Genomic DNA, 26,740 nt, shown 5'->3' with positions numbered 1-26,740 from the left:
CATGAGCCGGCCTCTCGTCGTCGACAGCGTCGCCGCCCTTCGCGCGCAAATCCGCGACTGGCGTCGCGATGGCGTTAGCCTTGCCATGGTGCCGACCATGGGTGCGCTGCATGACGGCCATATCTCGCTGATCAGGATCGCGCTGGAGAAGGCCGATCGCTGCGTTGTCTCGATCTTCGTCAACCCAACCCAGTTCGCGCCGAGCGAAGACCTCGACAAATATCCGCGCCAGCTCGGCCGCGACCTCGCTCGGCTGGCCGAGGCCGGCGCACAACTTGCCTTCACCCCTGGTGTGGCGCAGATGTACCCGGCCGGCTTCGCCACCAAGATCTCGGTCGGCGGGCCAGCCGCCGGGCTGGAATCGGATTTCCGGCCGACCTTCTTCGACGGCGTCGCAACCGTCGTGGCAAAGCTCTTCCTGCAGGCGTCGCCCGACTGCGCGGTCTTTGGCGAAAAGGATTATCAGCAGCTTTGCGTCGTCAGGCAGCTCTGCAGCGATCTTGATCTGCCGGTGGACATCATCGGCGCGCCAACAATACGCGACGCGCATGGGCTCGCCATGTCGTCACGCAACGCCTATCTCGGCGAAACCGAGCTCGCGGTGGCGCGCCAGCTCAACGCCATCTTGCGCCGAACGGCGGCGGCACTCGCGGCAGGCGCGGATGAAGGCAGTGCGACCGCCGAGGCCAGCCGCGGGCTGGTCGAGGCCGGCTTCGACAAAGTCGACTATGTCGCGGCGCGCGAGAGCCTGACGCTCGCCCCGTGGCGGCCAAACCGCGACGGACGCCTGCTCGCAGCCGCCTGGCTGGGCAAGACCCGGCTGATCGACAATGTGGAAGTTCCCTCCGCCTGAAGCGCGTGCCGTTTGGATGGATTCATGCGACGCGCTTCAAGTTGTTGCTTTGATGCATGTCGTTATTGCAAAACCGCTTCGCACCCTCGGTTCAAGCCCGAGGGCGTGCTTTTTGCGCGACATGCCTTAGGCCAATCAGGCGACCTTGAGATCCTTCATCGCCTTCTCGTAGACATCCTTGATCGGCTTGGATACGTCTTCGGCGGCTTTCGTCGCCGCCGCCTGAAGCTCCTTGCTCTGCTCGACGGTCTTTTCCACCTGCTTGCGCAAGAAGTCTGTCTGCAGTTCGACGAACTCGGAGGGCGATTTCACGGCAACCAGGGCTTCGAGGTGAGAAAAGCTGGCCTCAACATTTGCGCGCAAAGCGGCGATCGTCTTCAGCGACAGCTCATTGCTGGCGGTCTTGGCTGTTTCGAAGGATGACTCAAGAGCCTTCTGGGTCGCCTCGGCGCCGGTCGCCAATTTCGATAAGGCTTCTTTCGATTGCTCGACGCCCTTTTCGGCGACGGCGCGGAACTGATCGGTTACCTCGGTCCGGACTTCTGCATTCTCAACGTTTTCAGCAGTTTTATCAGCGGTCTTGGTCATAGTTTCCATCCTTTGCGGTGGGCGACCTTTGTAGAAAGGCCGTCTCGTTCATCTAGAACCTGACGTTACGGCATCTGCAGTGCATTGCAATATTTTTGTGCGTCGCACCATGCTTTTTTGCCCCAGCGTTAGCCACTGGTGAATTTCGACCTTCGGGCGTGTTTTTTGCGGACCGCGATTCCGCAATTCAGCCCGCAACCGACCGGCGCAGCCCCGTAAAAACGCAACTGCGACCTGTCAGGCCAGGCAAATCTATTCGATCGCCTTTTCCAAAATCAGCGCCGGCAGCCCTGAGCCACCGCCACAGTCAGCAGTGTTCCCGGCCGGCAAAAACCCTTTCGAGCGATAGAAGGCGACGGCGGGAGCATTTGCCTCTTCCACTTCGACACGCAGCGTCCGCGCTTCGGGAAAGCTGGCCTCGACCTCTTCCAGCAGCGCCTGGCCGATCCCTTGCCTCTGGCAGGCCGGATGAACGTAGAGCTGGTTCAGCATGACGATCCTCGCATCCGTGGTGGCTGCGGCGAACGCCATCCCGCCAATGCGGTTGCCATCGTCTGCGACCAGGAATTCGGAGTTCGGCCGTGTCAGCCGCGCCTTGAGCGAGGCGATGGAATGCCATTCATCTGTTATCTCAGCGACTTTGGCAGCACCATAGATGGCGTCGTAGGTGGCGTGCCACGTTTCGACCAGCAGCGCCCGGACCGAGGCAAGATCGCGCTCGCCAGCGGTGCGAACGAACATCATCCTATTCGATCCCGAGCTTGGCCTTGACGAGGTCGTTGACGGCCTGCGGGTTGGCCTTGCCGCCAGTCGCCTTCATCACCTGGCCGACGAACCAGCCGGCCATGCTCGGCTTGGCGCGCGCCTGCTCGACCTTGTCGGGATTGGCTGATATCACCTCGTCGACCGCCTTTTCGATGGCGCCGGTGTCGGTGACCTGTTTCATGCCGCGGCTTTCGACCAGTTGGCGCGGATCGCCGCCTTCGTTCCAGACGATCTCGAACAGATCCTTGGCGATCTTGCCGGAGATGGTGCCCTCTTTTATCAGATCGATGACCGCGCCGAGCTGATCGGGCGAAACCGGAGCATTTTCAATACCCTTGCCGGCTCGGTTCAAAGCACCGAGCAGATCGTTGATGACCCAGTTGGCGGCAAGCTTGCCGTCGCGACCGGCGGCCACCTTCTCGAAATAGTCGGCGACCGCCTTTTCCGACACCAGGATCGAAGCGTCGTAGGTCGACAGGCCGAGCGAGGAGATCAGCCGCGCCTTCTTGGCGTCGGGCAGTTCAGGCAGATCCTTTGCCAGCGCATCGACATAGGCCTGGTCGAATTCCAGCGGCAGAAGGTCTGGATCCGGGAAATAGCGGTAGTCGTGCGCTTCTTCCTTGGAACGCATCGAGCGCGTCTCGCCCTTGTTGGGATCGAACAGCCGCGTTTCCTGGTCGATCTTGCCGCCGTCCTCTAGGATGGCGATCTGGCGGCGCGCCTCGTAGTCGATGGCCTGGCCGATGAAACGGATCGAGTTGACGTTCTTGATCTCGCAGCGCGTGCCGAATTCGCCGCCGGGCCGGCGCACCGAGACGTTGACATCGGCGCGCAGCGAGCCTTCGTCCATATTGCCGTCGCAAGTGCCGAGGTATCGCACGATGGTGCGCAGCTTGGTGACATAGGCCTTGGCCTCGTCGGCGGATCGCATGTCGGGCTTGGAGACGATCTCCATCAGCGCCACGCCGGAGCGGTTGAGGTCGACATAGGACATCGTCGCATGCTGGTCGTGCATCGACTTGCCGGCATCCTGCTCCAGATGCAGGCGCTCGATGCCGACCTCGATGTCCTCGAACTCGCCCTGCCGGTCGGGCCCGACGGAGACGATCACCTTGCCCTCGCCGACGATCGGCTGCTTGAACTGTGAAATCTGATAGCCCTGCGGCAGATCGGGATAAAAATAGTTTTTCCGGTCGAAGACCGATTTGTGGTTGATCTCGGCCTTCAGCCCGAGGCCGGTGCGGATCGCCTGCTTGACGCATTTCTCGTTGATGACCGGCAGCATGCCCGGCATCGCCGCATCGACGAGGCTGACATTGGCGTTGGGCGGCGCACCGAAAGCCGTCGAGGCGCCGGAGAACAGTTTTGCTTGCGAGGTCACCTGCGCATGGACCTCGAGGCCGATGATGATCTCCCAGTCGCCGGTGGCGCCTGATATCAGGCGCTTGGCGTCGGGTGTGCGGGTGTCGATGAGGGTCATGGTGGCCTGCGCGTTATCGGTGACGGAATTCACGTGAATTCGACGTTTAAAGTGAAGTCATCCGCTAATGCAAACCGCAAAAGGAGACAAGCGTGAAGCCGCAGGCTGGTAGGGGCAACCGTTATTGGAAACGTTTGCGCTGCCCCTCACCTGCCTGCCGGCATCCTCTCCCCGTGTAGTGACGGGGAGAGGGGCGCCCGCATCAACGATTTCGCCAATCTCCATTGTAGCAAGAAAAGCCGCCAAGGCTGCGGCCGGCCCCTTCTCCCCCGTCACTATACGGGGAGAAGTGCCCGGCAGGGCGATGAGGGGCGGCGCCGACTTCGACAAAACTTGCTGGCGATCTCACGCCGTCGCGATATAGGCCCTGATCTCCGCGGCCTCGCGCTCGACATCCTCGATGCGCCGCTTGACCACGTCGCCGATCGACACGATGCCGTCGAGCAGGCCGTCCTTTTCCACCGGCAGATGGCGGAAACGGCCACTGGTCATGATCTCCATGACCTCGTTGACGGTGTGGTTCTCATTGCAGATCTTCACCTTGGGGGTCATCGCCGAACGCACCGCGATATCCAATGCGGCGGCCCCTTCCCGGGCGAGGACCCGCACGACGTCGCGCTCGGAAAGGATGCCGACGATCTTGTGATCACCATTGGTGATGACCAGCGCACCGATCCTGTGCTCGGCCAGGATGCGAATGGCCTCGCTCAGTTTTTCGTTCGGCCCGAGCGTCAACACGTCGTGGCCCTTCTGCTCGAGAATTGCCTTAACAGTCATGGCGTCCTCCTCAGTTTACCTTGCCGGTTCCTGCCCTGACCGGCTTTCCCTAGTGCCAGACATCGTGCGCCGCGATCGATTGGTTTTCAAGTGCGGCGAGGCTCAGGCCCTGAACTCGCCCGCCTGCTGCCGCCGATCAAAAGCCCGCAGGCCGAAGAAGCCGGCGACGAAACCGCCAATATGAGCCTCCCAGGCGATCTGGCTGTCGATGCCGGGCGCGAAGGCAACGAGGCCGGTGGCGAGATTGATCACCATCCAGATGGCAAGAAAAGTCACAACGCCGCGCGAGCGGAACACCGCCGCCATCGGCAGCGGCGCGCCGGCGAAGGCGGCTTTGCCGGACGAGCGGTCGGTGCGGAAGCCGAAGCGCGCGGCGGCCCCCATCATGCCGGAAATCGCCCCCGACGCGCCGACCAGCGGCGCCTCGCCGAGCGGATGCACGGCCCAGAACAGCACCACCGCCGCCAGCCCCGTCGCGGCGAAGAACAGGCTGAAACGAAGCGCGCCGAAGCGGTTCGCCAGTGGTGAGCCGAAAGCCGCCAGCCACACCATGTTGACGGCCAGATGAGCAAAGCCACCATGCAGGAAGGCATAGGTGAAGGGCCGGGAAAACAGGAACCAGTCGAAGCCATATTGGCCAGTATAAAGAACTGGAATGAAGGCCGCATCGTACAACAATGTCAGCAGCTGGCTTTGGCTAAGCACGTACTCCTGCATGAGATAGAGGACGACGCAGATGCCGATCACCGCCAGCACAACGGGCGGCATGTTGAACACCGGCTCGCGGCGCGGCTCCGGCTCATGGCCGACAGGTCCGCCCTCGCCCTGTTCGATTTCCGAGGGGCTTGCTGGTTCGCTCATATGGCTCGCACTCAGTCGCTGGTTTCGACTTCGCGAGCATGTAGATCACGGTCACCCGATTCACAAAGGGGCGAATCGCCCCACGCAAATCAAAACGGCGCGAATCAAAATTGGCGCGAATCAAAAAGAAGCCGTCCAAGGTTGCCCTTGAACGGCTGGTCGAGCCCCCATGCTCCCCCAAACTCTTGACTGAAATGCTGCCGATCGCTGCGAAACGACCGCTTCTGGAGTGGTTTTAACGTGCCACGGGCCTGGGCGGAGCGCAACGTAAACCAATTGTTAACCTTAACGGCCCCGACCCGTGAACAAGTGTTAACGATGCTGGCACGCATCCTGCTCCGCAACGCATGTAGGTCCTCGGAGGGCGCCCTTCTGTTCACCGATGGGACATCAGACGACAGATTGCGCGGAGCAGCATAACATGAACCAGAACGGATCCATCACGCTGTTCCATTATTGGAACCGGCTGCGTGACGGGCGCCCTGCCCCGAAGCGTTCGGAAGTCGAGCCGGCCGATATCAAGTCGCTGCTGGCCGACACATTCATCCTGGAAAAAGATACGCGCGGCGAAGCGGTATTCCGGCTCGCCGGCACCAGGCTTTGCGCGGTCTATGGCCGTGAACTCAAGGGGTTTTCCTTTCCCTCGCTTTGGCGCGAGAAGGACCAGCGGCTTATCTCGAAACTGATCCAGGGCGTCTTCGATCAGAAATCCGTCGTGCTCATCACCTATGAAGGTTTCAGCCGCACCGACCGTTCCAGCAAGTTCGAGCTGCTCGCCCTGCCGCTCGACGGCGGGGTCGACAATCCGCGCTGCCTCGGCGTGATAAGCGCCGCTGAAAAACCCTTCTGGCTGGGCGCGGATCCAATCGCCGACGCCCTGATCGATTCGATCCGTCTCGTCGATCCGGAGAAGGAACCGAAATTCCTCAAGAACCGGCCGGCCATCGATGTTCCCTCGCTTGTCCCGTCGGAACTCGATCCGTCCCAGACGATTTCGGCGCTCGGCCAGGCACGCCGCATCCGTCATCTGGTCGTATTCGACGGCGGGCGCGGGGAATAATCCAAAATCCTAAAGTAGCGGCGTCAGGCTTTCCCCTTTGTTAACCCGCTTCGCTGTAGCTTTCCGGCGAAGTTCCTCGCATCAACGCGCGGAATGCCAAACAGGGTGTAGGCAGTCATGAGGTCAGCGGCGGTCGACACCGCGCCGTCCCAAGCTGAAAGGCGCAACTTTCAGCGCGTCCGCGTGAAGATCTATGGACGCTTCATGCTGGAGGATCGCACCGAACATCCGTGCCAGGTGGTCGACATGTCGCCGGGCAATGTAGCGCTTCGCACCGAGCGCATCGGCATGCCGGGCGAGAAAGTCATCGCCTATATCGATCACATCGGCCGCATCGAAGGCGTCGTCACCCGCATCCTGCAGGACGGTTTCGCGATGACGGTCATCGCGTCGGAACGCAAGAAGGACAAGCTTGCAGCGCAATTGACCTGGCTTGCCAACAAGCACGAGCTCGATCTGCCGGAAGACCGCCGCCACGAACGCGTGGCGCCGCGCAATCCGACCAGCGTGCTTCAGCTCGGCGACGGGCGCCAGTACCAGTGCCGCATCATCGACCTGTCGCTTTCGGGCGCCGCGGTCGAGATCGACGTCAAGCCGGCAATCGGCATCCAGGTCATGCTGGGCACCATGCGCGGCCAGGTGGTGCGCCATTTCGAGGACGGCATCGCCATCGAGTTCGCGGTCATCCAGCGGCCGGAAACGCTCGATTCCGAATTCAACGCATCCGGCACCTGACAAACAGCGCACATTCCCGCAATCGACCGGCCCATTTCGGCCGGTTTTTTGTTGGAACGCCGGTCAACGCAGCCTGCCACCGATGCCGCGCCAAGGCGCCCGCGCCGCGCCGATGTGATCCCGGCGAAAACCACCTCAACAATTTTATACTGAAATGATTCAAATTTTATGTTTATTCTATGGGCGTTTTACTTAATGTCTACTTCGAGCCTTTGCGTCGAATAAATCCAATCGTGTCATTGTCTCCTCAAACGGGGAGACTGGACGATGAAGAAGACGAGGGGCAAGCTGTTGCTCTTGGCAATGGCGACGCAGCTTACCGCCTGGGGGACAGCGTATGCAGCGGGACCTGCCTTCATGCACACCGGCAGCCGCACCACACAGCCGGTCGGCCATTACGAGTTCTGCCAGAAGATCCCGCAGGAATGCAGTCAGCGGACGCCGAAGCAGGCGCCGATCGAGCTGACCCGCAAGCTGTGGGCGAAGATCGTCAGCATCAACAATTCGGTCAACAGCAGGATCGCGCCGCGCACCGATATGGAACTGTGGGGCAAGGAAGAGGTCTGGTCCTATTCCAACAGCGAATTCGGCGACTGCGAGGATTATGCGCTGGAAAAGCGCCGCGCGTTGATGAACATCGGCGTTCCGGCCGGCGACCTGCTGATGACGGTTGCGCGCCAGCCGAACGGAGACGGCCACGCGGTGCTGACCGTGCGCACCAGCCTCGGAGAGTTCATCCTCGACAATCTCGAAACCAGGGTGCTGTCCTGGACCAACACCGACTACACCTATCTGAAGCGCCAATCGAGCCAGAATTCGGGCGCCTGGGTAACGATCAACGACGGCCGCTCCGGCGCGGTTGCCAGCGTCCGCTAAGGACGCGACGCAAAAACCCGGTCGAGCCCCACTCCCCGTCCCCAACGACCGGGTTTAGGAGCCGGCCCCGTCCCCGGGCCGGCTCCACTTTTTTGAAGCGGCACGCTGTCCCGGAAGCGCCGCGCGTTTTTGCGCGACATGCATTTGCGACGGCCGCGCCAGATAGCGTCCGCACTCTAAAGCGCGTCGCGTTTGAGCGGCCTCATGCGACGCGCTTTAGGTCGTTGTTTCGCATTAGGGGCGAGCCTCCAGCACCATGTTGAACGGCGTCTCGGCGGCGCGACGGAAGCGCTTGAAGCCACCGCCGGTCACCACCTTGCGCAACCTCGCCTCGCCGGCCTGGGCGCCAAGCCCAAGCCAGACTTCCTGCGACAGAGAGGCGGGCGTGCACACGAATGTGGGCATTCTTCCGGGCCTCTATTTGCCGGCCTCGTTTTCCGGATCGACGCGGAAATCGGGGGACAATACCGGCAATCGCCGATGAGGCGGCCGGCCTCGCAGACCATCTCATCAAAAGGCGAGTCGGCTAGTTGTAGAGACGCTTGCAGTTCTCTAACGCTGCACCTCAGAATGTCAGCGACGTGGTCAGATCGTGGCCTCCCCGCCCGCCGGTAGCCGGGACGACGCACGTACCGCGTACAGCGTCCTTGATACACCGGATTGATCCCCTAGTTACCCTCCGTGGGCGGTTAGTCGCGAGGTTTGCCTGGGGGCGGCGGCGGTTGCGCCTTTCTGACTGCATGGCGCGGAAAGACGGTTCGACCGACGCACTTTATGGAGGTGGTCGTGCGTCAATCCTCTGAATCCAGCTGGGCATATTTCGTATTCGTTTGCTCGATCGCGGTAGCTTGCGCGGGAGCTACCGCCGGCGGCGAGCGCGGCGGAGGCAAAAGCGGTGGCAACCATGGTGGCGGAGGCAATAGCGCTGCCAGCCAGGGTGGCGGAGGCAATAGCGCTGCCAGCCACCACGGTGAAGGCCGCAAAGACGGCGCGCACAAAGGACCCAGCGGCTCCAGCAGCAGGTCACCGGTGGATGACGATGGGACCAGCACCACTGCAACGGCGGCAGTTGCGGCAACCACGGCCGCCACTGCCGTCAGTGTCGCCCGGTCCGCAAGTGGACGGTCGCTCGACCTTCCGTCCAGCCTTCAGCCTCCTGGTGACGTCGACAGTCCAGCAACGGTCAGTCCAATCAAGGCGCTGCCGGGCGTCCCGGATGAAGTCGTTCGCGCCTGCCGTGATGCGATCGAGTCGGCCGCCGCCCCGTTTGGCGCGACCAGTGTGCGCGTCAGCAGCGCAGGTTCCATACTTCGGTTGAGCCCGGATACGATCTCAGCTCCCGTCGAGGTCAGCATCGACTATGGACGGCAAGGCAACGTGGAGACGCGGCAGGCGCCGATCAAATGCGAATTGAATGCTACAGGCAGTGTGATCGGGCTGACATAGCGTATCGCGCAGAACTACTCGCCGACGAGAGCAGAATGAATTCGAATGGTGTGATTCGATTCATCCTAGTCTACTCTCGCAATACACACGTGTCGCAATGATCTCAAAGAGCTTGGGCCTTCAACAGGAGGACCGCGCAGTCGTCTTGGAAGTCACTCCAATGTCGCCTGTCTTGGCCTGAGGGGATAGGGAAGTGTGAGAGAACGCACCCCCGCAATCCGCGCCGGGTCGCGAGCCTTGCTGCGTGCAGTCTTCTGGCTGACAGCCTTCACCCCGCCGGCAGCGGCGGCTGCGCGGCCAGCGCGCCGCTTCAGCGGCGGCTCAATGTTGGCGCTGCGACGCTCAGCCCTGAGCCTGTCATTGTCCGCGCGCGCGGCGGCCAGGTCGCGGGAAAGAGAAACAGTGACGTCACGTTGCTTGTCCAAAGCCTCCTTCAGCTTGGCGACCTGTAGCAAAAGTGCTCGGGCGGCGTCGCGCTCGAGGCGAGCTTTATCGAGGTCCTCATGGGTCGAGACTGCCGCAGCGCGTTCTCGTGCCAGAGCATGCGCCGTCTCGGTTGCAGTCTGCTCCACTCGTTCTCTCGCTGCGACTGCTCTGGCTCGTTCCTGTTCAGCCGCGTCGCGCTCGATGCGAGTTTTTTTCAGCTCCTCCCCCGTCGAGACTGCTGCAGCGCGTTCTCTTGCCAGAGCCTGCGATGTCTCGGTTGCAGTCTGCTCGGCACGCTTTCTCGCTGAGACTGCCCTGGCTCGTTCCTGTTCAGCCGCGTCGCGCTCGAGGCGAGCTTTTTTCAGCTCCTCACGCGTCGAAGCTGCTGCCGCCTGTTGTCGCGCCAGCGCCCGCTCCGTCTCGGCTGCCGTCTGCTCCACTCGTTCTCTCGCTGTGACGGCACCGGTCAATTCCTGCTCAGCCGCGTCCGCGCGCTCCATGAGCGCAGCATTGGACAGTTTCACTTTGGAGAGCTCGCCACGAAGTTCGTCTGACTTTCGGCGGTCGTCATCGAGCATTCCGCTCGCTTGCGCCAGCGAAGCCTTGGCCTTGGCGCGATCCCCGGCGGCCTCGGTCTCAAGCCGCTCAATTTGCGCCTGCGCTCGCGATAGATCGCGCGCCACCCATTCGGCTCGCTGACGCTCCAGGTGAGCAGCGGGCATCTCCGTAAAGACATAGTTGGTGGCCTCGCTCAGCATCGTGCGGGCATCTCCCGCAAGGCGCCGCAATGCGTCAGCTGTACGGGCTGCCGCGAGCTCGTTGCGCAATTGCTCCTGGCGTACGTTGGCAGCGGCTGCCATGCTTGTCCTCAGCGCGTCGATCTCCTTGCGCGATTCGAGCAGCGCTCGCTGCAGAGCGGCGCTCCTGGCGCGCTCACCTTCCGCCGCCCGGCGCTCCTGGCCGTCCAATTCCTTCGCTGCGGCTGCCTGAGCACCAGCTGCTCCGACTTGCGCCCGGGCAGCCGTGAGATCCGGGCTGAGCAATTCGACACTCGTGCGCTCGTCTCCCTGGGCTGGCCCACGCACATCTAATGCAGCACTCGCCGGAAGCTCGATGGGTCGCGAAGGATTGGCGTTGCCCTGGACCCGCGAAATGGCGGGGGCGCTTTCGACCCAGTTTTGTCTCGTCATCGCATAGCTAAGCGGCACGGCCAGACAGATTGCGGCGACGCCAAAGCGGGGCACAAGACCGACCGGCCTGCGAACCCGAGGACGTGAGGCCATCGCTGTGGTGGGGTCAGGATCCTTCGCGAGGGCGAGTTGTGTCGGCATACGGCTCAGAGCCCTGACTGGACTAGTTAGGGCGGCAAGATCAGCCGCCACCTGCCTATGGACATAGCCAGCGATTTCCCTGATCGATGTCGCAAGTCGGCCGGGTTGCGCTATGTTCGTCGCGGAAGCGAAAGCGTTGGTCTGGGTCACAGACGAACTCTCGCAAGCTTCGGAGATCACGTCGAAATACTCGATTTGCACCCCGAACCGAAGGCTATTGGCATCCTGACGCCGAATACCCAGGTCTGCCGTGTCTGAGGGCACGGCAACCTGAGAAGAAGAAGCAGGCTCGGTTGCAAGGTCGACCGGGCTTTCCCAATCCCAAGAAACCTCCTCCTCCTCGGGGAGGTCAGATCCGCGTTCGCTCACATCTGATTTGAGGCGACGCCGTTGCACCCCGATAAGGATACGCCTTAGCACAAGATATAGGCCCATCGAGGCAAATGCTGCTATCCCGCCCAGGACGGCGAGATCTGCGCTGTTTGCGTAAATTTCGGCAAGATGATTTGGCATTGCCGTGCCTGTGCGGTTTTGGGTGTAATCTTAAGATCGTGAAGCGTTGTTGGCCCCTCGCCTTGGTGCTGGCTAAAGCCTTTGGTCGCGTTCGAAGCTGTCACTTGCTTCGAGGTCCCTCCAGTGCTCGAATTGTTGTTGCATGGCGGAGCGGCGGTCGCGCGTTGATAGGCGTGCCGGCGCAGATGACTTTTGTTTGAAACGAAACTTGACAGGCCGTGGCCGCCGATTGTCGGCCACCAAGGGCGCACAGGCTCTGAAAAGCCGACTTGCACCTCTGCATCTCAACGTCCCGAGAGTTCTCCCACGGTAGCGCACCATCCCACCATTTCCGGCTCTGGACGGTCCGGCTAAGCTTTAAGCTAGGTCACAGGCCTCCACGGTCAACCGTCACCTTATAGTTAGCATCCATCGGCAGTACGTCGGCCATCTGGTGCCAAGCCGTTTGCCTCGCTTGGCGCTGACACGGCGTTAGGCCGGCAGGCCCGCTTTGCGAAGGCCTTCGATATATCTGCTGCGATCGTCCGGTCGATAAAACGGCGGCAGCACCTCAGCGAGATTCGAAAGCCGCAACGTAGGGTCGAGTTCGCGCAGGCGAGCCATCATCTTCTCGGCTTCCGAAAGCCGACCGGCCAAGACGTAGCTTGCCGTCGCCACACGCGCCGCGCTCGCGTAGTTTGGTTGCGAACGCAAAGACCTTTTCGCCCACTCAGCAGCATCGTTGTAGCGCCCGGCACAAAAGTGAGCGAGCGCGGTGCAAAATTCCCAAACAAAAAAGCGAGGATCGAACGGACTGAGGCGCATTGCCTGCGCGGCGCGCTCGACGGCTTTCTCCGGCTCACCTAAGCACGCTTGAACCCACGCGCTGTAACCCCACGCCGCAGCCAAGTTCGGGTTCAGGCCAAGCGCGCGTTCGATGCACGCCGCGCTTTCCTCCACATCGCCGCCTACATAGCCGAGCACGTATCCGCCGTACGAAAGGGCAATTGCATCGTCCCATCCAAGTTCGATGGCTCTCTTTGCCAGTCGGGTCGCCTCGGCAGTCTCTTCAAAGCGATCGATCATCCAGCGGTTGCTCTTTCGCGCCGCATAGCAGCGCGCCGCCCGGGCATAGGCGGCAGCGAACACCGGGTCACAGCCGATCGCCTTCATGAAGAACCGCAGAGCGTCATCCATGGTTTCCTTGGTGTTGACTGCTCGGTCGTGGGACGCCAACCCGCGCAGATAATAGTCGTAGGCGTCGAGGTCCTCAGTCGGCTTGCGCTTGGCGCGCTCAATTTCCGCCTCCTCGACCTTTGGGGTGATCGCGCCGACGATGCTCGAGGCGATCTGGTCCTGAAAATCAAAAACCTCGGCTAGAGTACCTTCAAAACGGTCAGCCCACAGGTGGAGGCCGCTCGAAGCGTCGAGGAGTTGTCCGGTGATGCGCAGGCGCTCACCCGCTTTCCGCACACTTCCCTCGACCACATAGCGCACGCCCAGTTCACGCCCGACCTGCTTTATGTCTATCGAGCGTCCCTTGTAGGTAAAACTCGAATTCCGTGCGACTACGAACAGGTGACGAAAGTGAGCCAGGGCGGTGACGATGTCTTCCACCATACCGTCGGCAAAGTATTCCTGCTCCATATCACCGCTCAGATTTTGAAACGGCAACACTGCCACCGACGGTCGATCGTCGTGTCTCGCTGGGACTGACAGGCCCTGCGGCAGCGACACGACGCCAGAGCTCGGCCCGGGCCGCTGATATCCAATTCGTTCGCGGGATTGCAGAGAAGCCGCCAGTGAGCTTGTCTGCGCCTCCGGCTCCGCATCCAGCTGCTTTTTCAGGGCAGTCCGACAAAGCTCGAACTGGCGCAAGGCGGCGTTTTCGTGACCGCGATGAGCGTGGATCCGGATCAGCGCCCGATGGGCGGCCTCCGCGGTCGGATCTGAGGCAAGCAATCTCTCTGCCAGCCCTTCGCAGGCCGTCTCTTCCGCTGAGCCGGGTATCGGCAGCGCGAGGCTCAGCCGATCGACCAACTGCAGGGCCTTGCGCTGATACCTGTCCAGATAGGGTCCAAACCACTCAGCCAGTTCCTCAGGAATGGCTTCCCCCGCAAGCAGCCCACCGCGGTAGAGGTCGGCGGCGAAGGCCAGATCGGCCGCCCCGCCCTGCTCCAGTTTCCGGTCGAAGATCGAAATGTCCGCGTCATCAGGACCGGCAATCAGCGCGATGGCTTCCTGATCCCCATCGATGTAGACAATGGCATCCTTGCTGGTCGGGAACGAGCGCCGGATGTCGACCAGCGCTTGCCGCAAACTATTGCGGGCCTGGCCATTGCTTCGTCCCGGCCAAAAGGCTTCGGAAAGCTGCTCGCGACGATGGCCGCGGCGGCCCGCCAGCACCAAGGCAGCAAAAAGCAGCGAAGTCTTGCGCGTGGCGAAGCGGACGGGCCGGCGCTCCGGGGAGGTAATCTCGAGGCCGCCCAGCAACCTGATGCGCACAGATCCGTCTCCAGACTTCGACCGCCGCGGCAGAATAGCATTCCGGCAGATGGATTTAACACCGATTTAACGGCAGCTCGTCGGGCTTTTCCGTTTTTTTCACGCACAGCCGAACAGCCCGAAAACACTCGCGTGGCACGCTCCCACTCACAAACATCGAATGGGAGACTAGAAATGGCTCATACGGAAACTCGCACCGGCCGCAACGCGTCGAAAAAACGCCTGTTTGGATCTGGCAGGAAAAGCATAGCACTAATGATCGCCGCCTTCAGGGGATGGCGACGGACCGTCGCAAGACGCATGGCACTAGCCGACTTGACGCCCGATCAGCTGGACGACATCGGTCATCCGGAGGCCCATCGACCCGCACTCGACATCAAGGCAGGTCTGATCACGAACTTGATGTCGATGCGATAAGTCCGGCGTACGGCTGCGCAAAGCTATCGACCTGCTCTCCAATCGCAGCCGCCATGAGGCTTTCAGGCAGCGGCGGATGGGAGCAATATGGCGGCCAATTCAACCTCCGGATCGCTGCGATGTTGGAAATCCCGAAAGATCGATGCGAGCGCCACCGCCTGTTCGAGGCCATCGACGACGCGTTCAAGGCGGGCGACTTCGAGGGCCTCGGTGTGGCTCTCGGCGGCTCACCCGGCTGGTTCGACGAGCAATGCCCTTTGAACTCGGCCTTGGGCATCCACTGGAGTATGCGATCTATTGGAGCCCCGCCGCTTTCATCTCGATATTACTGGATGCGGGCTCGGACCCGAACTATCACCACCACGGCGGTTTTCCGGCAATCATTGCGGCACTCTCCGCCGACCGGGCTGACAGGCTGGAAATAGTCCGAACCCTGATCGATGGGGGCGCAGACCTGAACATGCGGGGCGTAAACGACTGGACGCCGCTTCACTATGCGGTTGCCATCCGTAGCGTCGATGCCATCCGCCTGCTGTTGGCGGCGGGCGCCGACCCATCGCTCGAAACCCGCATCGACGACTATACGACAGCCCTCGAGGACGCCGACAATGCCGGCTTTGAAGCCGGCGCTTCGTTGCTGCGCGATGCAATGACCAGGCGCGGCTCCAATGGACGGTGAGTTGGGCGACGATGCCGGTGAACCTATAGCCGAAGATTTGCCAAAGCTGGCCTCAGGTCTTCGTCAGCCCCGCCTTGAAGCGCTTGCCGTTGGCGACGTAGTGGGCGGCCGAAGCGCGCAGGCTTGCCACCGCGGCATCGTCCAGTGTTCGCACCAAACGGGCGGGCGAGCCGATGATCAGCGAATTGTCGGGGAATTCCTTGCCTTCGGTGACCAGGGCGCCGGCGCCGACCAGCGAATTCCTGCCGATCTTCGCGCCGTTCAGCACGATGGCGCCCATGCCGATCAGGCTGTTGTCGCCGATCGTGCAGCCATGCAGCAAGGCGCGATGGCCGATCGTGCAGCCTTGCCCGATGGTCAGGGGAAAGCCGACATCGGTATGCATGACCGTGTGTTCCTGCACATTGGTATCGGCGCCGATGATGATCGGCTCGTCGTCGCCGCGGATGACGACACCGAACCAGAAGCCCGCGTTGCGGCCGATCTGTATGTCGCCGATCAGGGTAGCGTCGGGCGCGATCCAGTTGCTGTCGGCGTCCTCGAAACCGGGGGCTTTTCCATCGATCGCATAGAGCGGCATTTTTCTCCTCCGAATCGTCTCAGGGTGAAAGATCGGTCGACCCTAGGAGAGTGCCTACCTGGGATGCAATGTCGATCAGCACGACGCCCAACGCCAAAGATCGTCGCCGTGCAACCGCAAGAGATCAGCGCCGTCAGGCAACACTAAAAGCAACGAGTGTGTGTCCAACCGGACCCATCTTCACCTTCCGTTTACCATGAAATCGCACAGTCGTGTTTCGACAGGCGTGCCGCAAGAGCCGTGCCACGCACATGGGTCGCTCAAGGACAGCCCAAGGGAACAGACACATTGAGACACGCTGCCGATAATCGGGGATCGCGATGAAGCAGGCAGCCACCGCCAACGGTCCGCAACTCACCGTCGTCGATTCCAGGCTGATGAAGCGGGTGTTCTACGTGTTCGCGGCGCTGGTGGTGCTTTCGATGACGATCAGCCTTGGCGGCAAATGGTTGGGCCGCTCGATCGCCATGGCCGGATATACCGACGACACGACAGTCCACGAGGTGGTGATCGGCAACAACGTCATCGCCGTGCCGGCCAATGTCATCCGCTTCGACCAGGCGCGGCGCGACGGCATCGCCTCGCGTCTCGACCTCTATCTGCGTTATCCCGAAATGGACGGCTACAGCGAGGCGGCCCGCGACGATTTCAACCACACTGGATCAGCCAAGAGCATCATTTTTCTGTCGTTCGAACGACAGGTCATGTCGCGTGACATGAGCGGCCGCTTCGCGCCGATCTACAGCGCCCTGATCGTCGAGCCCGGCACGCCCGGTCCGGGCGGCACGACGCTTTACGGCTTCAATGAAAAATCGGGCTATTTCAACGAGGTGCTGGCGGTCGGCAATCGCCGGGGCAAGGACCCGTTCGTGGCCCGCTGCCTGAGCGGCCCAAGTGCTGCGCAATCGCTGGCGCCCTGCGAACGCGACATTCTCGTCGGCGACAATCTCAGCCTCACCTACCGCTTTCCCATGGAATTTCTGGGCGACTGGCAGGCGCTCGACGCAGCCATCGCCGCCAAGGCTGCGCGTATGCTGAAGGCCGGGCATTAGGATGATGATGAAGCGAACCGTGCGAGAATCTGCTCAGTGACTTTTGATCGCAGCAGCGCAGAAATTTGCGCGACGTCGGCGGGACAGCACCCCCCTCTGCCCTACCGGGCATCTCCCCCTCAAGGGGGGAGATTGGCTATTCGTTCTTCTTTCGCCAATCGCCAACGTTGAAGAAGAGGGTGCGGCGAGCAAGCTGGCTCAAGGTCGGCCGGCACCGATCGCCTCCCGGCTCAGGCGAGGTCGATGTCGAGGATCGCCATCGAGAAATTATAGTCGCCGTCGTCCTCGTCCTTGAAGACGATGCCGAGGAATTCGTCGCCGACATAGACCTCGGCCGAATCATCCTTGCGCGGCCGCGCCTTCACTTCAAGCTTGGGGTTCTGGAAGACGCGCTTGAAATAGGCGTCCAGCTTTCTGATTTCGTCCGGCTTCAAAAGTCTTCTCCGATCGTCGGTCTTGCTCGTTTGAGCGCGCTTCTGGCACGTCGACAATGGCGATGTAAAGGCAAGCCGGCGAGAGAACCAGGGCAATCGCTTGAGGTTGCGCTGCCCCTCATTGCCCTGCCGGGCATTTCTGCCCGTATAGTGACGGGGAGAAAGACGCCTTTGCAACGGGCCCTGCCCGAGCGTTCAGATGTCGAAGCTGACGACGTGGTCCATCGATTGCGACGGCAAAAGCTGGTCCATCTGCCGCGAGGGCCGGTCGCAGCCGGTCTCACCGACGACGCGGGCCGGCACGCCGGCAACCGTCTTGTTGTGCGGCACTGGCGACAGCACTACCGACCCTGCCGCGATCTTGGAGCAATGGCCGACTTCGATGTTGCCGAGGATCTTGGCGCCGGCGCCGATCAGCACGCCGTAGCGGATTTTTGGATGGCGGTCGCCGCCGGCCTTGCCGGTGCCGCCCAGCGTCACGCCGTGCAGGATCGACACGTCGTCCTCGATCACCGCCGTCTGGCCGACGACGAGGCCGGTGGCGTGGTCGAGGAAGATGCCCTTGCCGATGCGGGCGGCCGGGTTGATGTCGGTCTGGAAGACCGAGGACGACCGGCTCTGCAGGTAGAGCGCGAAATCCTGGCGGCCCTGGTTCCACAGCCAATGCGCCAGCCGGTGCGTCTGGATGGCATGAAAACCCTTGAAATAAAGCACCGGCATGATGAAGCGGTCGCAGGCCGGATCGCGGTCGTAATAGGCCTGGATGTCGACACGCACCGTCGACGACCAGTCGTTGTCGTCGGCTGCCATCGCCTTGAATGTCTGGCGGATGAGATCGGAACCGATATCCTGATGGGCGAGCCGCTCGGCCAGCCGATGGATGACCGCCTCCTCCAGGCTTTCCTGGTTGAGGATGGTCGAATAGAGGAACGCCGCCAGCAGCGGATCGCGGTTGACCGCCTCCATCGCTTCGTCGCGGATCGAGCGCCAGATCGGGTCGATCGGCTTCACCATGGTCGGGCGGGCAATCGTAACGCTGTTCATCAATGGTCTCCGGCCTAATGTCTCCGGCTTGGCACCAAAACCGCTGCGCACTTTTGCGCGACATGCTCTATAAGCCAGATCATAGCACGGTTGAACTCAATTTCCTTTAGTGCATCGTCAAATGGATTTGGGTTCACGGAAATTCAAGCGGCCATGGAAAACCAAGCCTTGATCGACGAGCCGCTGAAGCGCGAGCTTTCCGCGCTCTACCAGGCCGAAGGCCGCCACTATCACAGCCTTGCCCATATCGAGGCGATGCTGGCGCTGGCCGGCCACTATCGGGCATCGTTGCACGACCCCGAGGCGGTCGAGGCGGCGATCTGGTTCCACGACGCCATCTATGACAGCCGGGCCAAGGACAACGAGGCGAGGAGTGCCGTCCTTGCCGAGAAAAAGCTCGCCGGCCGCACCGATGCGCAGCGCCTTGGCCGTATCACCGCGATGATATCAGCCACCGCCACGCATGAGTTGCCGCAGTTTGACGACGAGAATGCCGCCCGCGACGCAGCGCTGTTCCTCGACATGGACCTGGCGATCCTGGGGGCGCCGCCTGATGCGTTCGACGCCTATGAACAGGCGGTTCGCCGCGAATATGGCTGGGTGGAAGAGCCGATGTGGCGTGCCGGCCGCAGTGCCGTTCTGAAGGGCTTCCTCGCCCGCCCGCGTATTTTTCACACCGAGGAATTCCGGCAGCGGTTCGAGGCTCAGGCTCGGCAAAACATGGCGCGTTCGCTCGAAGCGCTCGGGGGATGACCTGGCTTCTTCCTTCTCCCCTTGTGGGAGAAGGTGGATTGGCGCGCAGCGCCAAGACGGATGAGGGGTGCTGGCCGGAGCGCTGTCGGTGTCAAGCTGGAACACCCCTCATCCGTCGCCTTCGGCGACACCTTCTCCCACAAGGGGAGAAGGGAGAGGCGCACCTACTACTCACAGCGGATTTTCGGCATAAAACTCCAGCACCCGCTGCTTGAAGGACTTGTCGCCGACGGCCAGCATGTGGTCGCGGCCCTCGATGTGGAAAGCCCTGGCGTTCGGCATCAAGGCGGCCAGTTCGTCGGGCGAACCGCCGATATCGTCCTTGGTGCCGACGGCAATCAACGTCGGCTGGGCAATGCGCGCAATGTCGGCCTCGGCCAGCAATTCCCGTGAGGTGGCAATGCAGGCGGCCAGCGCCCGGCGGTCGCTGCGGGTCTGGTCGGCGAAGGCGCGAAACGAGCGGCCGCGTGGATGGCTGGTGCTATCTGGATCGTCGGCCAGAAGGGCGGCGGCGATCGGATCCCAGTCGCCGACGCCGTCGACCATGCCGACGCCGAGACCGCCGAAGACCAGCGTCGCCACCTTATCCGGGTCGGAAAGCGCCAGGAACGCGGAAATCCGCGCGCCCATCGAATAGCCCATGACATGGGCGCGTTCGATGCCGAGATGGTTCAGCAACGCTGCCCCGTCGGAAGCCATTTTTGCCGGCGTATAGTCTGCCTCCTGATAGCTCTTCGACGAGGCGCCGTGGCCGCGATTGTCGAAGGCGATGGCGCGGTAGCCGGCATCGTTCAGCGCCTTGAACCAACCGGGCGATACCCAGTTGACGTAATGGGTCGAGGCAAAGCCGTGGATCATGAGCACCGGATCGCCCTGCCCCGATGCCGGCTGGCGGTCGAGGAAGGCAAGGTCAAAACCGTCATGGGAGAAAAACTGCATCTGCGATGGATCCTGCGCGTTCAGTTGCGCGCAGTGCCGATTGCCGGGTGACGCAACAGGTCGCCGTCCTCGATGCCGCTCCTGGCGGCGGTGCCCGCCTTGAGCTCGAGCACGAAGCGAACCGGCTCGCCGGGCGAGATCATCGCCTCGGATTGCGGCTCGCCTTGCTTGATCGCCCGGATCCTGCCGTCCTGACCGACAAAGATCAGGTCGAGCGGCATCGGCGTGTTCTTCATCCAGAAGCTGACATCCCGAGCCTCCTCGAACACGAACAGCATGCCATGGTCATCGGCCATCTCCTGGCGAAACATCAGGCCAGCCTCGCGCTCCGCGGAGGTGTCGGCGATTTCGACGGAGAATGAGCGTTCGCCGCCGTTCGTCACCGCGACCAGCGGCTGCGGGTCGACGGCAAGGATCATCGCCCGGCTGTCTGCCGAAGCTGGTTGCTGCGAATGGAAGAAAGCGCCTGTGGCGATGACAAAGGCGATCGCGGCGCAGACTACGCCCGTTGTCAGCCAGTTCCTGTAAGTCATTCAGACTCCTCGGCCATCGTCCTAGGTATGTTGAAATTCAGGTGAGGTCGGCCTGCAAACGGCGGTTTCCTGTGCTTCCGGTGCTCCTGTACCCAAAAGTACGCTCCGCTCCGGTTCTCGGAATCCACCATTTTCGGCGCGGCCTGACCTGAATCTCAAACCACCTGGACCAGGATCCCGAACCTACGGTTCGATAAAGATCACGGTCAAGCGGAAAGCACCAGGTCGCGTCCCGATTCGATCGAGGTGGGACTTTAATGCGAGACGGGCAAGGTACCCATATCCGGGTGAATTTCGGCAGCCATAAGGCCTTTGTCGCCGCGCCCGAAGCGGACCAGCACGACCTGCCCCGGCCTGAGCTCGGTAATACCGTAACGGCGCAGCGTCTCCATGTGGACGAAAATGTCCTCGGTGCCCTCGCCCCGGGTCAGGAAACCGAAGCCCTTGGTGCGGTTGAACCATTTCACCAGCGCCCGTTCGAGGCCGCTTTCCGGCGTCACCGAGACGTGGGTGCGCTGCTCCTGCATCTCCGCCGGATGGGTCGCCGTGGTGAGATCCATGGAGAGCACGCGGAACGCCTGCAATCCGCGCTCACCTTGCTTGACCAGGCAGACAACGCGCGCACCTTCCAAGGCGGTCTGGAAACCGTCTTTTCGAAGGCATGTCACATGGAGGAGAATATCGCCGGAAGAGCCGTCATCGGGAAGAATGAAACCGTAACCCTTGGCCACGTCGAACCATTTGATAGCGCCAGCAATCTCGACAAGACCGGCCGTGTCGCCGCTCTCGTCTCTTTGCAAGGCGTCGTGACCGGTTCCGTCCCGCCCCATGAAAGAGGCTTTTTCCCCCATAACAACGCCCCCCTTTTTCCAAGAATACCACAACTGATTCTTGACGTTAGATTAACACTTCCGTTTCCGGTGTGTGCAAGACCTGAGCTGCGTTTTTTCACGGTTCATTGCGGGAATACCGGATTTGTTGTTTGCCGGCAGGAGCAGCTATCGGGAATTGCCCTTTGGCCGGGTGGCCCCTATGTTCCGCCGCAAAGCAACATTTCGAGGAAAATCACATGCGCTACCTCCACACCATGGTCCGTGTCGCCGACATCGATGCCTCGCTCGAGTTCTACTGCAACAAGCTTGGCCTCAAGGAAGTGCGTCGCCACGAAAACGAACAGGGGCGCTACACGCTGATTTTCCTCGCAGCTGACGAGGACGAGCAAAGCGGCATCACCGACAAGGCGCCGCTGATCGAGCTCACCTACAATTGGGATCCGGAAGACTACAAGGGCGGCCGCAATTTCGGCCACCTCGCCTACGAGGTCGACGACATCTACGCCACCTGCCAGCAGCTGATGGACAAGGGCGTCACCATCAACCGGCCGCCGCGCGACGGCAACATGGCCTTCGTCAAATCGCCGGACGGCATCTCGATCGAGCTTTTGCAGAAAGGCCCGGCCAAGGCCAAGGCCGAGCCCTGGGCGTCGATGCCGAACACTGGAAGCTGGTAACCAGCGACATTAGGGAAGAATCCATTCATGCCGACCAGCCATGCCACCGTCGTCACTGAACATGCGAGCCGCTATCTGCAGCAGCTCTGCAAGCACTGGGCGCACAAGTTTCCCGTCGCGTTCGATCCGAACCACGGCACGATCGATCTCTCACTGGGCCGCACGGTTCTCGATGCCGACCCGGCAGCGCTGCATATCGCGGTGGCCGCCGACGAAGCCGGCTCGCTGGAGCGGCTGGAGACGGTCGTCGCCGATCACATCAAACGCTTCGCTTTCCGCGAAGAGCTGACCTTCGATTGGAAAAAGGCTTCGGCAGCGTAGGCGACTACGCTCCGCCATTGCGGCCGGCCATTTCCAGCAGCATCAGCACCGTGCGCCAGTTGCGCGCGGTGCAGGGCACTTTCAGCGTGCGCGGGATGAGATTGGCAAATACCGATTTGCCGAGGCCTTCCAGTGCGTGCAGGTAAAGCACGTCGCCCTTGACCTCGAACCGTTCGGGACCGGTGCATTTTTCGGCCAGCCGCGCGACCTCGTCGGCGGTCGGCGGGCGCTCCAGCACATAGGCGTGAAGCTTCGTCGGTTCCCCGGCGACTTCTGGATATGGATTTTCCGCCACCAGCCGCTCGAACCAGCCGAGATCGCGCACCATGATGCGCGAGTGATATCCCCATTTCTTCTCGAAGGCCGCTTCCAGCTGTTTGGCCAGCGTGGCCGCGTCGCCCTTTGCCGAACGGAACACGACGTTGCCGCTCTGCACATAGCTGGCGACGTCGCCAAAGCCGAGCTGCTCGAAGAACGACCGCAACTCCGCCATCTTGACGATGCGGTTGCCGCCGACATTGATGCCGGAAAACAACGCAACGAAAATCTTCGCCCGGGCGCTCATATGATGAACCCGGCCAGCGTCTCGTTGTCGGTGATGTCCTGATACTGGACGCCCTCGGCCTCGAAATTGGCGTTGAGCAGCTCGAAATTGCGGCGGTCCTTGGTTTCGATGCCGATCAGCACCGAGCCGAAATTGCGCGCCGATTTCTTCAGATATTCGAAGCGGGCAATGTCGTCGTCGGGACCGAGCAATTCGAGGAAGTCGCGCAGCGCCCCCGGCCGCTGCGGAAAGCGGATGATGAAATACTTTTTCAGCCCCTCGAAACGCAGCGCCCTTTCCTTCACGTCCGGCAGCCGCTCAAAATCGAAATTGCCGCCCGAAACCACCGCGACGATGGTCTTGCCCCTGATTTCCTTCTTCGAAAAATCCTTCAGCGCGTCGATCGCCAGTGCGCCGGCCGGCTCCAGCACCACGCCTTCGACGTTCAGCATCTCGATCATGGTCGCGCAGAGCCGGTTTTCCGGGATCAGCCGCACGGCCTCGGTGGCAAACGCCTTGAGATGCCGCAACGGCTCGCGGCCGATCTCGGCCACCGCCGCGCCATCGACGAAATTGTCGACCCTGGCAAGCTTGATGCGCTTGCCGGTGGCGAGGCTCTCGCGCAGGCTTGGCGCGCCGGCCGGCTCGCAAAAGACGAAGCGCGTGTCGCGGCGCTGGTCGGCGAAATAATGCGTCACACCCGCTGCCAGACCGCCGCCGCCGACCGGCAGCATGATGATGTCTGGCATGCGCGCGCCCGGCATCTGGCCTGATATCTCGTAGGCGACCGTCGCCTGCCCCTCGATGATGTCCTTGTGGTCGAATGGCGGCACCATGTGCGCGCCGGCGCTTTCGGTGAATTCGGAGGCGGCGCGGTAGCAGTCGTCGAAAAAGTCGCCGACCAGCCTGATCTCGACGAATTCGCCGCCGAACAGCCGCGTCTTGTCGATCTTCTGATGCGGCGTCGTCACCGGCATGAACACCACGCCTCGCTTGCCGAAATGACGGCAGACGAAGGCAAAGCCCTGGGCATGGTTGCCGGCGGAAGCGCAGACGAACAGCTCGGCATCGTTGCCGGCGGCGAGCGCCTTGCGGAAGAAATTGAAGGCGCCCCTGATCTTGTAGGAGCGCACCGGCGACAGATCCTCGCGCTTCAGCAGCACGCGCGCGCCGGTCTTCTTCGACAGATAATCGTTTTCCTGCAGCGGTGTTTCCGGGAAGATCTGGCGGATCGCGGCAGCGGCGACCGCGACGCGGGAAGAGAAACTGGTCATCGAAAAAATTACCCCCGATCGTCTGTGGTGTTCGCGAAGCTATCACACGCCGTACGTGTTTGATCAGGGCAATCGTTCTGGCTTTCGCGCAACAGTGCGATGACTGTCGCAAGCCGCTGAGCGCATTTCGGCAGGAAACGACTTACTTCTGCCGCACTTCGGCTGTCCGGGAGGGGTCGCGGAGGTTGGATCAAGCCTTTCGGCCGGAGTGGAATTCTAGAGTTGAAGAAGATTTGTATCCTTGTCCTTGCCTTGCTCGTTGCCGGCTGTGGCGGCCGGCAGACCGAGGAACTGCTCGGCAGCGCCATGGTGTCGGCGCCGGTGACCGATATCGCCGGCAACCACAGCATCTTCATCGCCACGACGCGCAAGCGCTCCGACGATCCCAGCAAGGTTTTCGACCGCGAGCGCTCGGCCACGCTGAACTATGCCCGCGTCAACGTCACCGTGCCGGGGACCCACGAAGCCGGTCAGATCGAGCGGCGCTCACGCGGCAAGTCGAACGACCCGGCCAAATATTTCATGGCCTCCGACGTCGTCGGCTACGACACGGCGCCGAAATTCTCCAACGCGCTCAGTGCCGACATCGCCGCGCGCGGCGGCCGCGTCATGCTTTTCGTCCATGGCTACAACACCGCCTTCGACGCCGCCGTCTACCGCGTCACCCAGATCGCGCATGATTCCGGCTACCCGGGCACGCCGGTGCTGTTTTCCTGGGCCTCGGGCGCCAAGACCCGGGACTATGTCTATGACAGGGAAAGCGCCAGTGCCGCCCGCGACCAACTGGAAGTGACGCTGAGAATGCTCTCGCAGACCGGCGCGCGGCGAATCGACATCGTCGCCCATTCGCTGGGGACCTGGGTTACCATGGAAGCGCTGCGTCAGCTCGCCATCAATGGCGACCGCGATCTTAGCGGCAAGCTCGGCGACGTCGTGCTGGCCTCGCCCGACATCGATGTCGACGTGTTCAAGAGCCAGATGCGCCGCTACGGCAAGCCGAACAAGCCATTCATCCTTCTGCTGTCCGACGACGACCGGGCGCTGCGGCTCTCCGGCCTGATCGCCGGCTCGCGGCCGCGCGTCGGCGATTACAAGGACGCCGCCGACCTCGCCGACTATGGCGTGAGCGTCGTCGATCTCTCCAGCGTCAAGGGATCGGATCGCTTCAACCACACCAAATTTGCCGACAACCCCGAGTTGGTGAAGATGATCGGCCAGCGGCTGCGCGAGGATGACGGATTTGCCAGCGACCGCGAGGTGACCGACCGCATCAGCCTGCTCGGGCAGTGAGGTGCGTTCGAAGACTTTTCTCGTCGTAGCGTTTGCGCTCGCCGTGACCGGCTGCGCCGGCCGCAAGACACACGACCTTCTCAACACGACGACCGTGACGGTGCCTGCCTCCGACATCGCCGCCACGCATGAGATCTTCGTCGCCACCACCCGAAAAAAGGCGACGAAGGACCCGCGGCAGGTGTTCGACGGTGACCGTTCACCGACCACCAGTTTTGCCAGTGTCGAAGTCACCGTCCCGATAACCCATCAGGTCGGCGCCATCGAGCGGGTCAGGGGCTCCGCCAACAGCAACCCGGCGAAGGACTTCACGGCAACCGAGGTCGAATTCTACGAAGGCGCCTCGCAATTCGCCAAGGCGGTCGGCGCCGACATCGCCATGCGCGGCGACCGCGCTCTGGTTTTCGTGCACGGCTTCAACAACGGTTTCGACGACGGCATCTACCGGCTGACGCAGATCGCGCACGACACCAAATACTCCGGCACGCCGGTGCTGTTCTCATGGGCGTCGAGCGGCAAGACCACGGGCTATATCTACGACAAGGAAAGCGCCAACGCGGCGCGCGACGATCTCGAAGAGACGTTGCGGATGCTGGCCAAGACGAAGGCCAAGAGCATCGACATCATCGCCCATTCGATGGGCACCTGGGTGACGATGGAGGCGCTGCGCCAGCTTGCCATCACCGGCGACCGTGATCTCGGCGACAAGCTCGGCTATGTCATCCTGGCCTCGCCCGACATCGATGTCGATGTATTCAAGAAGCAGATGATCCGTTACGGCAAGCCCGACAAGCCTTTCGCCATCCTGCTTTCGGGCGACGATCGCGCCCTGAGGCTGTCCTCGCTGATCTCCGGCGACAAGCCGCGCGTCGGCGACTATGGCGACGCGGCCGACCTCGCCAGCTATGGCGTGTCGGTGGTCGACCTGAGCAAGACCAAAGGCGGCGACCGCCTGAACCACGCCAAATTCGCCGACAACCCGTTCCTGGTGCAACTGCTCGGCGACCGGCTGCGCGCCCCGGCCGGCCTGGCATCAGACGAGGTCGATCCGGCGCGGCCGATCGACAATCTCGGCCAGGGCATCGGCAAGGCCGTCGGCTCCGTCGCCGAGATCGTCATCACCACGCCGTTCAAGGTGCTGACCATCGCCACCGGCGGATGAGGAGTGGACACGC

At 62.1% G+C, this 26,740-nt stretch carries 28 protein-coding genes and 1 pseudogene; 13 read left to right on the top strand and 16 right to left on the bottom strand.

Features of this window, described 5'->3' with window-relative positions:
• Position 1: 1 nt before the first annotated feature.
• Positions 2 to 853, top strand: coding sequence for a pantoate--beta-alanine ligase (gene panC / locus AC0L2R_RS02085; protein WP_473507578.1), 852 nt, complete (start codon positions 2 to 4; stop codon positions 851 to 853).
• Positions 854 to 988: 135 nt separating this feature from the next.
• Here the strand turns inward: panC and AC0L2R_RS02080 are convergent, their stop codons facing one another.
• The 5 genes from AC0L2R_RS02080 to AC0L2R_RS02060 all read right to left on the bottom strand — a co-directional run bounded on the left by AC0L2R_RS02080 (position 989) and on the right by AC0L2R_RS02060 (position 5,324).
• Positions 989 to 1,441: a phasin gene (locus AC0L2R_RS02080; RefSeq protein ID WP_473507577.1), complete on the bottom strand. Its 453-nt coding sequence runs from the start codon at positions 1,439 to 1,441 to the stop codon at positions 989 to 991.
• Between the two features lie 252 nt (positions 1,442 to 1,693).
• Entirely contained in the window at positions 1,694 to 2,182 is a 489-nt protein-coding gene (locus tag AC0L2R_RS02075) for a GNAT family N-acetyltransferase (protein WP_473507735.1), read from the bottom strand.
• 4 nt (positions 2,183 to 2,186) lie between these two features.
• On the bottom strand, positions 2,187 to 3,686 hold the full coding sequence (gene gatB / locus AC0L2R_RS02070; RefSeq protein WP_473507576.1) for an Asp-tRNA(Asn)/Glu-tRNA(Gln) amidotransferase subunit GatB: 1,500 nt from the start codon (positions 3,684 to 3,686) through the stop codon (positions 2,187 to 2,189).
• Positions 3,687 to 4,031: 345 nt separating this feature from the next.
• Complete coding sequence (locus AC0L2R_RS02065) at positions 4,032 to 4,463, bottom strand: CBS domain-containing protein (protein ID WP_023798170.1); 432 nt, start codon at positions 4,461 to 4,463, stop codon at positions 4,032 to 4,034.
• 102 nt (positions 4,464 to 4,565) lie between these two features.
• Complete coding sequence (locus AC0L2R_RS02060; RefSeq protein WP_473507575.1) at positions 4,566 to 5,324, bottom strand: rhomboid family intramembrane serine protease; 759 nt, start codon at positions 5,322 to 5,324, stop codon at positions 4,566 to 4,568.
• A 421-nt stretch (positions 5,325 to 5,745) separates the two neighbouring features.
• Between AC0L2R_RS02060 and AC0L2R_RS02055 the strand changes: the two genes are divergently transcribed.
• The 3 genes from AC0L2R_RS02055 to AC0L2R_RS02045 all read left to right on the top strand — a co-directional run bounded on the left by AC0L2R_RS02055 (position 5,746) and on the right by AC0L2R_RS02045 (position 7,995).
• Positions 5,746 to 6,384: a PAS domain-containing protein gene (locus AC0L2R_RS02055; RefSeq protein WP_091591271.1), complete on the top strand. Its 639-nt coding sequence runs from the start codon at positions 5,746 to 5,748 to the stop codon at positions 6,382 to 6,384.
• A 117-nt stretch (positions 6,385 to 6,501) separates the two neighbouring features.
• The gene (locus tag AC0L2R_RS02050; RefSeq protein WP_027154470.1) at positions 6,502 to 7,119 is read left to right on the top strand and encodes a PilZ domain-containing protein; all 618 of its coding nucleotides are present in this window, start codon (positions 6,502 to 6,504) and stop codon (positions 7,117 to 7,119) included.
• Positions 7,120 to 7,386: 267 nt separating this feature from the next.
• Positions 7,387 to 7,995 carry a transglutaminase-like cysteine peptidase gene (locus AC0L2R_RS02045; protein WP_202362905.1) on the top strand — a complete coding sequence of 203 codons (609 nt, stop codon included), beginning with the start codon at positions 7,387 to 7,389 and terminating at the stop codon, positions 7,993 to 7,995.
• A gap of 234 nt (positions 7,996 to 8,229) precedes the next feature.
• On the opposite strand, the pseudogene AC0L2R_RS02040 reads toward AC0L2R_RS02045, so the two are convergent.
• Positions 8,230 to 8,394, bottom strand: a pseudogene (locus AC0L2R_RS02040) (SAM-dependent methyltransferase); the annotation flags it as partial.
• 630 nt (positions 8,395 to 9,024) lie between these two features.
• Here AC0L2R_RS02040 and AC0L2R_RS02035 point away from each other — a divergent pair.
• Entirely contained in the window at positions 9,025 to 9,441 is a 417-nt protein-coding gene (locus tag AC0L2R_RS02035) for a hypothetical protein (protein ID WP_473507574.1), read from the top strand.
• 152 nt (positions 9,442 to 9,593) lie between these two features.
• Here the strand turns inward: AC0L2R_RS02035 and AC0L2R_RS02030 are convergent, their stop codons facing one another.
• Together AC0L2R_RS02030 and AC0L2R_RS02025 are read right to left on the bottom strand one after the other, a co-directional pair.
• Positions 9,594 to 11,567 (bottom strand): hypothetical protein, encoded by a 1,974-nt coding sequence (locus AC0L2R_RS02030; RefSeq protein ID WP_473507573.1) that lies wholly within the window; start codon positions 11,565 to 11,567, stop codon positions 9,594 to 9,596.
• 615 nt (positions 11,568 to 12,182) lie between these two features.
• Positions 12,183 to 14,195, bottom strand: a complete 2,013-nt coding sequence (locus tag AC0L2R_RS02025; protein ID WP_473507572.1) for a BTAD domain-containing putative transcriptional regulator — start codon at positions 14,193 to 14,195, stop codon at positions 12,183 to 12,185.
• Between the two features lie 174 nt (positions 14,196 to 14,369).
• Between AC0L2R_RS02025 and AC0L2R_RS02020 the strand changes: the two genes are divergently transcribed.
• On the top strand, positions 14,370 to 14,612 hold the full coding sequence (locus tag AC0L2R_RS02020) for a DUF1127 domain-containing protein (RefSeq protein WP_473507571.1): 243 nt from the start codon (positions 14,370 to 14,372) through the stop codon (positions 14,610 to 14,612).
• A 250-nt stretch (positions 14,613 to 14,862) separates the two neighbouring features.
• On the top strand, positions 14,863 to 15,291 hold the full coding sequence (locus AC0L2R_RS02015; protein ID WP_473507570.1) for an ankyrin repeat domain-containing protein: 429 nt from the start codon (positions 14,863 to 14,865) through the stop codon (positions 15,289 to 15,291).
• A gap of 52 nt (positions 15,292 to 15,343) precedes the next feature.
• Here the strand turns inward: AC0L2R_RS02015 and AC0L2R_RS02010 are convergent, their stop codons facing one another.
• Complete coding sequence (locus AC0L2R_RS02010; RefSeq protein ID WP_128246578.1) at positions 15,344 to 15,871, bottom strand: gamma carbonic anhydrase family protein; 528 nt, start codon at positions 15,869 to 15,871, stop codon at positions 15,344 to 15,346.
• A gap of 320 nt (positions 15,872 to 16,191) precedes the next feature.
• Between AC0L2R_RS02010 and AC0L2R_RS02005 the strand changes: the two genes are divergently transcribed.
• Complete coding sequence (locus AC0L2R_RS02005; RefSeq protein ID WP_473507569.1) at positions 16,192 to 16,923, top strand: hypothetical protein; 732 nt, start codon at positions 16,192 to 16,194, stop codon at positions 16,921 to 16,923.
• A 230-nt stretch (positions 16,924 to 17,153) separates the two neighbouring features.
• Here the strand turns inward: AC0L2R_RS02005 and AC0L2R_RS02000 are convergent, their stop codons facing one another.
• A complete protein-coding gene (locus AC0L2R_RS02000; RefSeq protein ID WP_013531334.1) occupies positions 17,154 to 17,357 on the bottom strand; it encodes a DUF3126 family protein in 204 nt (67 codons plus the stop codon).
• Positions 17,358 to 17,552: 195 nt separating this feature from the next.
• Positions 17,553 to 18,401, bottom strand: coding sequence for a serine O-acetyltransferase (gene cysE, locus AC0L2R_RS01995; protein WP_027156043.1), 849 nt, complete (start codon positions 18,399 to 18,401; stop codon positions 17,553 to 17,555).
• Between the two features lie 153 nt (positions 18,402 to 18,554).
• Between cysE and AC0L2R_RS01990 the strand changes: the two genes are divergently transcribed.
• The gene (locus AC0L2R_RS01990) at positions 18,555 to 19,154 is read left to right on the top strand and encodes an HD domain-containing protein (RefSeq protein WP_473507568.1); all 600 of its coding nucleotides are present in this window, start codon (positions 18,555 to 18,557) and stop codon (positions 19,152 to 19,154) included.
• 171 nt (positions 19,155 to 19,325) lie between these two features.
• Here the strand turns inward: AC0L2R_RS01990 and AC0L2R_RS01985 are convergent, their stop codons facing one another.
• The 3 genes from AC0L2R_RS01985 to AC0L2R_RS01975 form a co-directional block, all read right to left on the bottom strand.
• Complete coding sequence (locus AC0L2R_RS01985) at positions 19,326 to 20,093, bottom strand: alpha/beta fold hydrolase (RefSeq protein WP_473507567.1); 768 nt, start codon at positions 20,091 to 20,093, stop codon at positions 19,326 to 19,328.
• 20 nt (positions 20,094 to 20,113) lie between these two features.
• Positions 20,114 to 20,626, bottom strand: coding sequence for a DUF192 domain-containing protein (locus AC0L2R_RS01980; protein ID WP_473507566.1), 513 nt, complete (start codon positions 20,624 to 20,626; stop codon positions 20,114 to 20,116).
• A 254-nt stretch (positions 20,627 to 20,880) separates the two neighbouring features.
• A complete protein-coding gene (locus AC0L2R_RS01975; RefSeq protein ID WP_329608822.1) occupies positions 20,881 to 21,456 on the bottom strand; it encodes a cold-shock protein in 576 nt (191 codons plus the stop codon).
• Positions 21,457 to 21,695: 239 nt separating this feature from the next.
• Between AC0L2R_RS01975 and gloA the strand changes: the two genes are divergently transcribed.
• A complete protein-coding gene (gene gloA, locus AC0L2R_RS01970; protein ID WP_091591288.1) occupies positions 21,696 to 22,136 on the top strand; it encodes a lactoylglutathione lyase in 441 nt (146 codons plus the stop codon).
• A 27-nt stretch (positions 22,137 to 22,163) separates the two neighbouring features.
• A complete protein-coding gene (locus AC0L2R_RS01965; RefSeq protein ID WP_473507564.1) occupies positions 22,164 to 22,457 on the top strand; it encodes a DUF2218 domain-containing protein in 294 nt (97 codons plus the stop codon).
• 4 nt (positions 22,458 to 22,461) lie between these two features.
• On the opposite strand, the gene AC0L2R_RS01960 is transcribed toward AC0L2R_RS01965, so the two are convergent.
• Together AC0L2R_RS01960 and ilvA are read right to left on the bottom strand one after the other, a co-directional pair.
• Positions 22,462 to 23,022 carry a DUF1697 domain-containing protein gene (locus tag AC0L2R_RS01960; RefSeq protein WP_473507563.1) on the bottom strand — a complete coding sequence of 187 codons (561 nt, stop codon included), beginning with the start codon at positions 23,020 to 23,022 and terminating at the stop codon, positions 22,462 to 22,464.
• The gene (gene ilvA / locus AC0L2R_RS01955) at positions 23,019 to 24,275 is read right to left on the bottom strand and encodes a threonine ammonia-lyase IlvA (protein WP_473507562.1); all 1,257 of its coding nucleotides are present in this window, start codon (positions 24,273 to 24,275) and stop codon (positions 23,019 to 23,021) included. Before ilvA ends, AC0L2R_RS01960 begins: the two co-directional genes overlap by 4 nt.
• A 222-nt stretch (positions 24,276 to 24,497) precedes the next feature.
• Here ilvA and AC0L2R_RS01950 point away from each other — a divergent pair, with 222 nt between their 5' ends.
• Both AC0L2R_RS01950 and AC0L2R_RS01945 read left to right on the top strand, forming a co-directional pair.
• Positions 24,498 to 25,565 (top strand): alpha/beta hydrolase, encoded by a 1,068-nt coding sequence (locus AC0L2R_RS01950; protein ID WP_473507561.1) that lies wholly within the window; start codon positions 24,498 to 24,500, stop codon positions 25,563 to 25,565.
• A 1-nt stretch (position 25,566) separates the two neighbouring features.
• A complete protein-coding gene (locus tag AC0L2R_RS01945) occupies positions 25,567 to 26,727 on the top strand; it encodes an alpha/beta hydrolase (RefSeq protein WP_473507560.1) in 1,161 nt (386 codons plus the stop codon).
• Positions 26,728 to 26,740 lie beyond the last annotated feature (13 nt).

The organism is Mesorhizobium sp. WSM4820 (genome assembly GCF_055811075.1).
This window is presented reverse-complemented; position numbering and strand designations above follow the sequence as displayed.